This is a genomic window from Acinetobacter sp. UBA6720 (assembly GCF_002454215.1).
Classification (GTDB): domain Bacteria; phylum Pseudomonadota; class Gammaproteobacteria; order Pseudomonadales; family Moraxellaceae; genus Acinetobacter.
The window spans coordinates 1-10,543 of record NZ_DKIK01000075.1 but is presented as its reverse complement, the minus strand read 5'-3'; the positions used below and the strand labels follow the sequence as shown (position 1 = coordinate 10,543).

12 protein-coding genes and 1 pseudogene are annotated in these 10,543 nt (G+C 42.0%); 6 read left to right on the top strand and 7 right to left on the bottom strand.

Annotated features, from left to right (window positions below):
- The 6 genes and pseudogenes from B4F08_RS06545 to B4F08_RS06520 form a co-directional block, all read right to left on the bottom strand.
- Positions 1–300: pseudogene (locus tag B4F08_RS06545) on the bottom strand (50S ribosomal protein L2); the annotation flags it as partial.
- Positions 301–311: 11 nt separating this feature from the next.
- A complete protein-coding gene (rplW, locus tag B4F08_RS06540; protein ID WP_004691323.1) occupies positions 312–632 on the bottom strand; it encodes a 50S ribosomal protein L23 in 321 nt (106 codons plus the stop codon).
- On the bottom strand, positions 629–1,231 hold the full coding sequence (gene rplD / locus B4F08_RS06535) for a 50S ribosomal protein L4 (protein WP_086208953.1): 603 nt from the start codon (positions 1,229–1,231) through the stop codon (positions 629–631). The genes rplW and rplD overlap by 4 nt, the downstream gene beginning before the upstream one ends.
- Positions 1,232–1,242: 11 nt before the next feature.
- Positions 1,243–1,881, bottom strand: a complete 639-nt coding sequence (rplC, locus tag B4F08_RS06530) for a 50S ribosomal protein L3 (protein WP_086208954.1) — start codon at positions 1,879–1,881, stop codon at positions 1,243–1,245.
- A 60-nt stretch (positions 1,882–1,941) separates the two neighbouring features.
- Positions 1,942–2,253 carry a 30S ribosomal protein S10 gene (gene rpsJ, locus B4F08_RS06525; protein WP_000070912.1) on the bottom strand — a complete coding sequence of 104 codons (312 nt, stop codon included), beginning with the start codon at positions 2,251–2,253 and terminating at the stop codon, positions 1,942–1,944.
- Positions 2,254–2,519: 266 nt separating this feature from the next.
- Positions 2,520–3,257, bottom strand: coding sequence for a type 1 glutamine amidotransferase (locus B4F08_RS06520; RefSeq protein WP_086208955.1), 738 nt, complete (start codon positions 3,255–3,257; stop codon positions 2,520–2,522).
- 162 nt (positions 3,258–3,419) lie between these two features.
- Here B4F08_RS06520 and B4F08_RS06515 point away from each other — a divergent pair, with 162 nt between their 5' ends.
- The 6 genes from B4F08_RS06515 (at position 3,420) to B4F08_RS06490 (ending at position 10,380) form a co-directional block, all read left to right on the top strand.
- A complete protein-coding gene (locus B4F08_RS06515; protein ID WP_291373868.1) occupies positions 3,420–4,628 on the top strand; it encodes a PLP-dependent transferase in 1,209 nt (402 codons plus the stop codon).
- A gap of 8 nt (positions 4,629–4,636) precedes the next feature.
- On the top strand, positions 4,637–6,217 hold the full coding sequence (locus tag B4F08_RS06510; protein ID WP_291373867.1) for a helicase HerA-like domain-containing protein: 1,581 nt from the start codon (positions 4,637–4,639) through the stop codon (positions 6,215–6,217).
- 196 nt (positions 6,218–6,413) lie between these two features.
- Positions 6,414–7,244 carry an oxidoreductase gene (locus B4F08_RS06505; RefSeq protein WP_110974070.1) on the top strand — a complete coding sequence of 277 codons (831 nt, stop codon included), beginning with the start codon at positions 6,414–6,416 and terminating at the stop codon, positions 7,242–7,244.
- A gap of 53 nt (positions 7,245–7,297) precedes the next feature.
- Complete coding sequence (locus B4F08_RS06500) at positions 7,298–8,293, top strand: AraC family transcriptional regulator (protein ID WP_291373866.1); 996 nt, start codon at positions 7,298–7,300, stop codon at positions 8,291–8,293.
- Between the two features lie 340 nt (positions 8,294–8,633).
- A complete protein-coding gene (gene hmpA, locus B4F08_RS06495; protein ID WP_291373865.1) occupies positions 8,634–9,842 on the top strand; it encodes an NO-inducible flavohemoprotein in 1,209 nt (402 codons plus the stop codon).
- An 88-nt stretch (positions 9,843–9,930) separates the two neighbouring features.
- A complete protein-coding gene (locus B4F08_RS06490; RefSeq protein WP_086208961.1) occupies positions 9,931–10,380 on the top strand; it encodes an RrF2 family transcriptional regulator in 450 nt (149 codons plus the stop codon).
- Here the strand turns inward: B4F08_RS06490 and B4F08_RS06485 are convergent.
- The coding region (locus tag B4F08_RS06485; protein WP_291373864.1) for a hypothetical protein at positions 10,364–10,543 on the bottom strand (180 nt) is incomplete at its 5' end. The genes B4F08_RS06490 and B4F08_RS06485 overlap by 17 nt on opposite strands.

The window sequence follows — 10,543 nt, the reverse complement described above, 5'->3', positions numbered from 1 at the left end:
CTCACCATCAGCATACAATACTAGTGCAATGTGTGCTGTACGGTTAGGATCGTATTCAATACGCTCTACAGTTGCAGGAATACCATCTTTGTTACGTTTAAAGTCAACTAGGCGGTAGTGCTGCTTGTGACCGCCACCAACGTGACGAGTCGTGATGTGACCGTTGTTATTACGACCACCAGTACGTTTTTTAGCTTCAACCAACGGAGCATAAGGCGCACCTTTGTGAAGATGGTCGTGAACGACTTTCTCTACAAAGCGACGTCCAGGAGACGTTGGCTTACATTTTTGAATTGGCATAATTCTCGTCCTTATTCCGCTGCGCTTTCAGCGGTATCGCCCAAGTCAGCCATCTCAACATCTTGGCCAGCTTTCAGGGTGACGTATGCTTTTTTAACATCAGAACGACGTCCTAATGTTTTACCAAAGCGTTTAGTCTTACCTTTAGTGATCGTTGTGTTAACTTTAACAACTTGAACACCAAACAATTGCTCAACAGCTTTCTTGATTTCAAGTTTGTTTGCATCAAGTGCAACTTTGAAAACTTGAACACCAGCAGTTTCGCCTAAAACTTGTGCTTTTTCTGAGAATACAGGTCCTTGTAGGACTTGATAGATACGTTCGTTGTTCATCCGAGTTCTACCTCAATTTTCTTAGCAGCAGCTACAGACATAACAACTTTATCGAACGCGATCAAGCTAACAGGATCGATAGCAGCAGCATCAACCACATCAACGTGTGGAATGTTGCGCGCTGCAAGGTATAGATTCTCATCTACAGCTTCTGTAACGATCAATGCGCGAGTAGCATTCAAGTCGTTAAGTTTTGCAAGCAACTCTTTAGTTTTTGGAGCAGCAACAGCAAACTCTTCAACTAATACTAGACGATCTTGGCGAACAAGTTCAGCTAAGATACATTGCATTGCACCGCGGTACATTTTGCGGTTAACTTTTTGAGACCAATCTTGTGGGCGAGCAGCAAAAGTTTTACCACCACCTACCCAGATTGGGCTACGAATAGAACCCGCACGAGCGCGACCAGTACCTTTTTGACGGAATGGTTTTTTACCACCGCCAGAAACGTCTGCACGTGATTTCTGAGCTTTTGAACCTTGACGGCCACCAGCTAAATAAGCGGTAACAACTTGGTGTACAAGAGCTTCATTGAATTCACGACCGAACGCAACTTCTGATAATTCAACAGCAGAGCCGGAAACAGTATTTAAATTCACGTTATTTCCCCTCAGGCCTTGATCGTAGGACGAACAGTTACGTCACCGCCAGTAGCGCCAGGAATCGCACCTTTTACTACTAAAACTGAACGTTCTGCGTCGATAGATACAATTTCTAGACCCTGTACAGTTACGCGTTCAGCACCTAAATGGCCAGCCATTTTTTTGCCTTTGAATACGCGACCAGGAGTCTGGTTTTGACCTGTAGAACCTAGAACACGGTGAGAAACTGAGTTACCGTGAGTTGCGTCTTGCGTACGGAAGTTCCAACGCTTAACACCACCTTGGAAACCTTTACCTTTCGACTGACCAGTTACGTCAACAACTTGACCCACTGTAAACAAGTCTACACCGATAGTTCCACCAACTTCACGACCTTCAAGATCAGCTTCTGTTGCACGGAATTCTTGAACTAAACGACCAGCAGCAACACCCGCTTTAGCGAAGTGACCTTTCTGAGCGTTAGTTACGCGAGATTCGCGACGTTCACCAGTAGTGATTTGAATCGCTTGATAACCATCAGTTTCAAGCGTTTTGATTTGAGTGATGCGGTTAGGATCAACCTCAATCACTGTAACAGGCACAGAAACACCAGCATCTGTAAAGATACGTGTCATACCGCACTTGCGACCGACTAAACCAATAGCCATGTGCATAAACCTCTAAAAAAGCGGCCTAATTAACTTAGAGCGTTAATTAACCCGAAAGCCTTAACCCAATGCGATCTGAACATCAACACCAGCTGCAAGATCCAACTTCATCAATGCATCTACAGTTTTGTCTGTAGGTTGAACGATGTCGATCAAACGTTTGTAAGTGCGGATCTCGTATTGGTCACGCGCATCTTTATTAACGTGTGGTGATGTTAAAACGTTAAAACGTTCAATGCGTGTAGGCATTGGAATTGGACCACAAACCTGTGCACCAGTACGCTTTGCTGTTTCTACGATTTCTTGAGCTGATTGATCAATTAGACGGTGATCAAAAGACTTAAGACGGATACGAATTCTCTGGTTAGACATACCAGTAAACTCCAAGCCAAATATATAAAGAATCACTCTTGACGCATCTCACCCCACTATTTAAGGTAAGTGTCAAGAGCAGTGAAATATCACTAAGGTCATGATCGATGCCACGACTGTCACGATGTTAACTACTTTATTCGTAGCCAACCCCCTTTCATTAAAGGGTCGCTCATTATAGCCATTGTTTAATGCATAAGCAAATTGATTTTCGAGTTTTTACAATATTTTCAATTTGTTTGCATTTTCAGTAGCTTAAAAAATCATCAATATATTGTTTGTCGGAGCACATATTCAATAGCCCTATTAAGAATCTGATTTCCTTCAATAAAATTTAATTTAGGTGTTTTTTTCAATTCTGTTTCCGCGGTGACATAACGCCCTGAAAATTTACTCAACTCATCATCATTCTCTAAAAACAAGTCTAATGTTTCAGGTGTGATTTCTGGATGAAACTGAAAACCCAATACGTTTTTGCCAATTTGGTACATTTGATTACGACAGATGGTATTTTCTGCCAAATGAATAGCCCCTTTAGGAATTTCAAACGTTTCACTATGCCATTGCATTACATTAAATTGTTCTGGTAGCTCAAAACATTCTATTGGCACATGTTGAATTTTCCGTACTGTTGTCCAACCTAGTTCCTGTTGTTCATTTCGACTCACAGCAGCCCCAAGTGCATTTGCAATCAACTGCCCCCCTAAGCATAGCCCAATGACAGGTTTACCTGATGCCAAATACCGACGTAACCAACGTTTTTCTATCTTTAGCCATGGATAATTTACTTCATCATTAACGCTCATTGTTCCCCCCATAATGATAAGTAAATCCACATCTTCAATGTTGGGTAAAGCTTCAATTTCCAGAGCCTGATCAACGGGTAATGCAAAAAACTCCGTTGCACTTATAACAGCACCTTGCTTTTTCAAATATTCATAACAACTACCGAACCCTTCACCAGCAATATGCTGAAAATAATGTACTTTTAAATGCGACTTCATGCGCTTAAGCCTTCTTTTATGCTATCTCTTCAGATGGTTTAGCAAAATTGAAGCCAACTTTTTTATTTTGCTGAGCTTTACTTACATTTACTCAATTTTCTAGCCTATTTCATCACTTTCTCTTAAGCTAAAACAATTTAGCGCTTTATGTTGAGTCGATTCGTGAAGAAAAATCCGCAAACCGCTTTAATCCATGCACCAAGACAAGCCCCGCAATCCATTTCAACCATTCAACCTCCCCTCTATCGTGCATCAACGATCATTTTTAAAAATACCGATGCACTATTTAATCGCCATTGGACAGATGAATATGATTACAGTTATGGCACCCATGGCACTCCTACCACATTCACATTGGGCGATAACATTGCACAAATTGAAGGGGGTAAATATTGCTTACTGGCACCCAGTGGTTTATCCGCCATTAATCTAGTCAATTCATGTTTTCTCAGTCAGGGTGATGAAGTTTGGGTTGCAGACAATATTTATGGTCCGAACATGGAGCATCTGCGCAATCTGGAAAAGCGCTATGACATTACGGTCAAAGTCTATAACGCCATTGATGTGAACTCATTTCAACCAACGGAAAAAGCAAAACTAATCTGGTTAGAAGCAGCAGGCTCAGTCACTTTAGAGTTTCCCGATTTAGCTGGACTTATTAAAAAGGCACAAGCACATAACATACTCACCGCTTTGGATAATACTTGGGGAGCAGGTCTTGCCTTTAATGCTTTTGATTTTAGTGATGCACATTTAAGTGTCGATATGACCGTACATGCCCTAACCAAGTACCCCAGCGGTGGCGGTGATATCTTGATGGGTTCTGTGGTCACACGTAAGCAACATTTGCACCATCAATTATTTCGAATGCATGCCATTCAAGGTATTTGTGTATCGGGAGATGATGTTGCTCAAGTGCAGCGCAGTCTGGCCTCGATGCGTGTTCGCTATGCCGCACAGTCTCAAAGTGCAATACAACTCCTCACTTGGCTAAAGCAACGAACTGAATTTGTACAAGTTTTACACCCAGCAGATCCAAATACTGCAGGTCACTCCTTCTGGAAAGATATTTGCATAGAACAACACAGTGCAGGTTTGGTCAGTGTGATTTTTAAACCAGAGTTTAACTTACAAGATGTTCGTCATTTTTGTGATGCCTTGTCTTTGTTTAAACTGGGTTTTAGCTGGGGTGGTCCCGTCAGTTTAGTGATGCTCTATGATCTCAAAGACATGCGTCTGCTTGAACATACACATTTACAACAAGGTTTATTGGTTCGCTTTTGTATAGGACTGGAACATCCTAACGATTTAATTCAAGATATAGAAAACGCACTAAAACAATTGAATAGCCATCACAAGAAAACCGAATAGGAAGAAATATGAGTACACCGATTATCATTGCAAAAAAAACCAGTGATACCCAACAAGACGTGGTTCTACATTCAAAATTTGCTAACCGCCATGGCTTAATTGCTGGTGCAACAGGGACAGGCAAAACCATCACTTTAAAAGTATTAGCTGAAAGTTTTTCACGACTCGGTGTACCCGTGTTTCTGGCTGATGCCAAAGGTGATGTTTCAAGCTTAGCCCAAGCAGGAACAGCCAATCCTAAGTTTGATGAACGCATCAAAAGCTTAGGTATTGATAGTATTCCGTTTGCCGCATCCCCTGTAGTGTTTTGGGATTTATTTGCTGAACAAGGTCATCCTATTCGTACAACAATTACAGAAATTGGCCCATTACTTCTAGCGCGCATGCTGAATTTAAATGATACTCAGGAAGGTGTCCTTTCTGCGGTGTTTCGTATTGCGGATGATCAAGGTCTACTATTGATCGACTTTAAAGACTTAAAAGCCATGATTAGCTATGTCAGCGAACATGCTGCTGAGTTTAAAGCAGAATATGGCAATCTATCGCCTGCTAGTCTTGGCGCCATTCAGCGCAATTTACTGGCTCTAGCCGACCAAGGTGGTGATCAATTCTTTGGTGAACCTAGCTTAAATATTCTCGACTTTATTCAAACCGACAGTAATGGACACGGCTATATCAATATTTTAGCTGCAGACAAGCTGATGAATACGCCGAAGTTGTATGCAACCTTTTTATTGTGGATGCTCTCCGAACTGTTTGAACAGCTCCCTGAAGTGGGCGATATGGACAAGCCTAAACTGGTGTTCTTCTTTGATGAAGCGCATTTATTGTTTGATAATGCTAGTGCAGCACTACAAGAAAAAATTGAACAGGTGGTCCGTCTAATTCGATCTAAAGGTGTGGGGATCTACTTTGTCACCCAAAATCCTCTTGATTTACCCGAAAGCGTTTTGGGGCAGTTGGGTAACCGTATTCAGCATGCGTTGCGTGCTTTCACCCCAAAAGACCAAAAGGCTGTAAAAACAGCAGCAGATACCTTCCGTGCCAATCCTGAATTTAAGGTTGAACAAGCCATTACCGAACTAGCTGTCGGGGAAGCACTGATTAGCTGCCTTGATGAGCAAGGTACACCGCAAATTGTAGAACGTGCATGGGTCATGCCTCCCTACTCATCGTTCAGCCCGATTAGCCCTGAACAACGTCAGGTCTTAATCTCACAAAGTATTGTCGCTGGCATTTATGAGAAAACATTAGACCGCGAAAGTGCCTTTGAATTGTTACAAAACAAAGTCGCTGAGCGTCAACAACAAGCGGTACAGATAGAGCAAGAAAAACAACAAGCCAAAGAACAAGAGCTGCTCGCAAAACAGCAAGCGAAAGAAGCAGAAGCAATTGCCAAACAACAAGCGCGTGAACAGGAGCGTGTTGCCAAAGAACAGCAAAAAGAAGCTGAGCGCTCAGCTAAACAGCGTGAGAAGCTAATTCAAGACACAGTAGGAACGTTCGCCAAAAGTGCAGCACGTAGTCTGGGTGGCAGTACTGGACAGAAAATTATGCGTGGTATTTTAGGGTCTATTTTTGGTAAGTAATGCGCGCCTAACTGCTTACAACCTTCATTCAACGTCACCAATTTTTGGTGACGTTTTTTATGTACGACGATTAAATACTGCATTACAACATGACGTCATCTGCATATAACTTGGCATGATCGGATGTCAGAAAGCTGGACTCAATCACTAAAATTCAATCATCAAGTTAGATCAACAAAGTATTGAGGATAGTGAAATGAATAAAGCCCAAGAACAAGTGGTATTAATTACAGGCGCATCATCAGGCATGGGTAGAGCATTTACACGCGCCTTATTACAACAAGGCGCCCTCGTATATGCTGTAGCACGTCGTCTTGAAGCAATGAATGAGCTAAAAATACTCGGCGCTCGTACATTAAAAATGGACATCAGCCGATCTGAAGATATTCATCAAGTCATCCAACAGATTGAACGAGAAACCCAAGGTGTCGATATCCTGATTAACTGTGCAGGATTTGGCTTATACGGTGCCATGGAAGATACGTCGATTGCAGACGCCCGCTATCAATTTGAAGTGAACCTGTTTGGCATGGCTGAATTGACCCAACAAGTTTTGCCATCCATGCGCCAAAAAAATAAGGGGCGCATCATCAACATCTCCTCAATGGGTGGCAAAATTTATACGCCGCTCGGCAGTTGGTATCATGCCAGTAAACATGCTGTTGAAGGCTGGTCAGATTGCCTACGTCTAGAGCTGAAAGCTTTTAATATTGACGTGGTTGTGATCGAACCCGGTGCGATTAATACTGAATTTGCCGACGTCATGCTCCAACCCATGCTCTCACGTTCAGGTACAGGTGCTTATGCCCACATGGCGCAAGCAGTTGCCCATGCTACCAATGAATCGGTGCGTAAAGGTGAACTCTCAGATGTACAAGTCGTGGTCGATATGTTGATAAAAGCCGTTAATGCAAAGCAACCAAAGACCCGATATGTGGGTGGCAAGTATGCCAAACTCATGATTTTTGTGCGCAAATGGTTTGGGGATCGTATTTTCGATATGATGGTCATGTCAGTCGTTAAATAAAGCCAGCGACTCATTCACATGAAATCGCAATATCTAATGCAGGGGTTGCCGCCATGAAATATGCAACAAAGTTTGTACTGCAACCTAATTGGAGGCTTTTTTTGATTGATTTAGGCATCCGACCTGAAGATGTAGTTCGACAAGCTGCCCTGCCATTAGATGCGTTTAACCGTGAAAAAATGGAACTCACACCACAACATTATTTTCAATTTTGGCAAGCTGTTGAGCATATTGCAAATATTGAGCATTTACCGCTTAAAATCGGGCAAATGCTCTCAGTAGAACTTTTCGATCCCGCCATTTTTGCGTGTATATGCAGCCCCAATTTAAGCGTTGCTTTGGAACGCATAACGCTGTTTAAAAAATTGATTGGTCCTATTCATCTAAATACAGCAACCGATGCTCAGCAAATGCGCTTAGACATTGAATTCTATCAAGTCGGCGCAGCCATTCCCCAAAGTCTGATACTGACAGAATTGGTCTTTTTTACGCAGTTGGCACGATTATGCCTGCGTAGCCATATTATGCCACTAGCAATCACTTTACCTGAGCTCCCCGAACAACTCGCGCCCTATCGAGACTACTTTGGTGTCACCCCAAAGAAAGGCTCAAAAATTTCGATCAGTTTTTCACACGTAGACTGCACCAAACCCTTCTTAACAGCAAACCCAACCATGTGGGCATTTTTTGAGCCCAATCTCAGACAAAATCTGCTGAATTTAAACAATGCGGTGCAAACCCAAGAAAAAGTTAAAACAATTTTACTAGAAAATTTACCTGCTGGATTTAGCCGAATTGAGGATGTCGCAGAAAAACTGGCGCTCAGTAAACGTAGCTTACAACGACTTTTAGAGGAAGAGCAGACCAACTTCCAAAGCATTTTGGACAAAACGCGACAAGCTTTAGCCGAACACTATCTCACCCGCTCCTCAATTAGCCCCAGTGAGGTCTCTTATCTACTCGGTTTTCAAGAAGTGAACTCTTTTGCTCGTGCCTTCAAAAAGTGGACAGGCGAAACGCCCTATGCTTTTCGACATCGCTATTCATAATCAAATAATAAAAAGACCTCTTGATGAATCAATACCTCACGCCTTGTCACCATTGAACACTAAAGAAAATCTACGTAATCAGTTGAAGAAACGCTAAATGAAACATCAATTCCATATAATGTTTCATAGAAATATAAAAACATTCCTATAGGCGCAATAATAAACATCTAAAAAGAGCAAACTAAGATATTAAAAATGTTAAAGAATTCACCATCACATCAAAAAAATTTCTATATGCCTGAAAATATTTTATCCTTTTAGCATAAAGATGTATTTACATTACATCTTTAAAGGTATATTTTTAATACATCTTATAAATGATAGCCAAGAGAGATCAACCATGACTCCGCAGCAAATTGACCTTGTAAAAGCAACTGTTCCTGTCCTCCGTGAAAACGGTGTCGCGCTCACAGGTTATTTTTATAACCGCATGTTAGGTAATAACCCTGCTTTAAAAGAAACCTTTAATATGGGTCACCAACGCAGCGGTGCTCAAGCTCAAGCTTTGGCTGGCGCAGTGTTAGCTTATGCTGAAAACATTGAAGATCCTTCTGTATTGCTTCCAGTGGTTGAGCTGATTGCACATAAACATGTGAGCTTGAATATTCAAGCTCCTGATTACAATATTGTTGGGGAAAATCTGCTACATTCCATCAGCGAAGTTTTAAGTATTTCAATGGAAGACCCTTTAATTGGTGCGTGGGCTGCGGCTTATGGTCAGTTGGCTGACTTATTCATTAGCACCGAAAAGGCAATTTATGAACAGCATCAACAAACCAAAGGAAGTTGGTTAGGCTGGCGCAACTTTAAAATCGCGAAAAAAGTGGTTGAAAGTGAAGAAATCACGTCTTTCTATCTTGCCCCTGTAGACGGTGGTGATTTACCACAATATGAAGCGGGTCAGTACATTTCAGTACGTGTATTTGTTGAAGAACTTGGCCTAAAACAACCACGCCAATACACCCTTTCAACGAGTCCTCAAGCAGATTATTTACGCATCTCAGTTAAACGTGAAGATGAAAAAGGCGACTTGGTTGCAGGCTGGGTTTCAAATACTCTACATGGTCTGGACGTTGGTGCCGAAATTGAAGTCTCTGCACCAACAGGTAACTTCTACCTGATTGATCCAAACAAACGTAATGTCTTTATTAGTGGTGGTGTGGGTCTCACCCCAATGGTGGCAATGCTGAATCAATTGGTGACTTTAGATATGCCTGAGCCTGTAACCTTCATTCATGCATGTCGTAGTAAACAAGTGCATGCCATGAAACAGCACATTCATGACTTAAAAGCGAAGTACCCTCGCCTAAGTACCTTTACTGCTTACGAGTTTCCACATCAAAGTGATATTTTAGGTCAAGACTTTGATGCGAAAGGTCGTCTTGATTTGAGTACCATTGATAGTGCGATTCTACCAACGCAAGCAGATTATTATTTATGTGGTCCAATGCCATTTATGGCTGAGCAACAAAAAGCTCTGATTGCCCATGGTGTTCCTGCCGAAAATATCCACAGTGAAGCTTTTGGTACAGGTGGTGTTCATCACTAACTGATGCCATCGGCATAAAATAGAGTGGGTTAGTCAGGTTATGCTAGACTAGCCCTTTGTTTTTTGCGTATCGACGATTAATACCCTCATGCAGCTCAATAAGTTTACAGATTATGCTTTGCGAATTCTGATGTATGTCTCTCAGCCGAAAGCGCTGCCACATACCATTGCAGAACTGGCTCAAGCACTTCAAGTGTCTGAAAATCACTTGATGAAAATCGTGCATTTTATGGCAAAGCAGCAATGGATTATTACCGCACGCGGTCGTGGTGGTGGGATTCGACTCAACCCAGAAACCCTACATTTAAGACTAGGGCAGATTGTGCGGGTTTTACAAGCCGATCAAAACATTGTTGAATGCAATACCCCGCCCTGTGTACTCCGCTCTAACTGTGGTCTGAAAGGTATTTTAGATAATGCCTTAGATGAGTTTTACAACAGCTTAGACCAATACACCCTAGCTGATGTGCTTGGTACCCCTTCGCAAAATAAGTTTGCAACACACTCCCCGATTAGCTTGATCAATCTTGTAGACTGAAGTCTTTTCTCGACAAGATTGCCGACTTTATGTTGCAAAGGTCGATTGCCTGCCCGACTTCTATTATAATGGCTGATTGTAGATCATAAATTGAAGTTGAGTTATGCACCACAGCCGAGGAAAATCCAAAAACAGTAAGATTGCTGCTGCCCCAAAGCAAAAA

Excerpts from the sequence above, each read along its gene's own strand:
- rplW (WP_004691323.1), bottom strand. The coding sequence starts at position 632 with ATGAACAACGAACGTATCTATCAAGTCCTACAAGGACCTGTATTCTCA.
- rplC (WP_086208954.1), bottom strand. The coding sequence starts at position 1,881 with ATGGCTATTGGTTTAGTCGGTCGCAAGTGCGGTATGACACGTATCTTT.
- rpsJ (WP_000070912.1), bottom strand. The coding sequence starts at position 2,253 with ATGTCTAACCAGAGAATTCGTATCCGTCTTAAGTCTTTTGATCACCGT.
- B4F08_RS06520 (WP_086208955.1), bottom strand. The coding sequence starts at position 3,257 with ATGAAGTCGCATTTAAAAGTACATTATTTTCAGCATATTGCTGGTGAA.
- B4F08_RS06510 (WP_291373867.1), top strand. The coding sequence starts at position 4,637 with ATGAGTACACCGATTATCATTGCAAAAAAAACCAGTGATACCCAACAA.
- B4F08_RS06505 (WP_110974070.1), top strand. The coding sequence starts at position 6,414 with ATGAATAAAGCCCAAGAACAAGTGGTATTAATTACAGGCGCATCATCA.
- B4F08_RS06500 (WP_291373866.1), top strand. The coding sequence starts at position 7,298 with ATGAAATATGCAACAAAGTTTGTACTGCAACCTAATTGGAGGCTTTTT.
- hmpA (WP_291373865.1), top strand. The coding sequence starts at position 8,634 with ATGACTCCGCAGCAAATTGACCTTGTAAAAGCAACTGTTCCTGTCCTC.
- B4F08_RS06490 (WP_086208961.1), top strand. The coding sequence starts at position 9,931 with ATGCAGCTCAATAAGTTTACAGATTATGCTTTGCGAATTCTGATGTAT.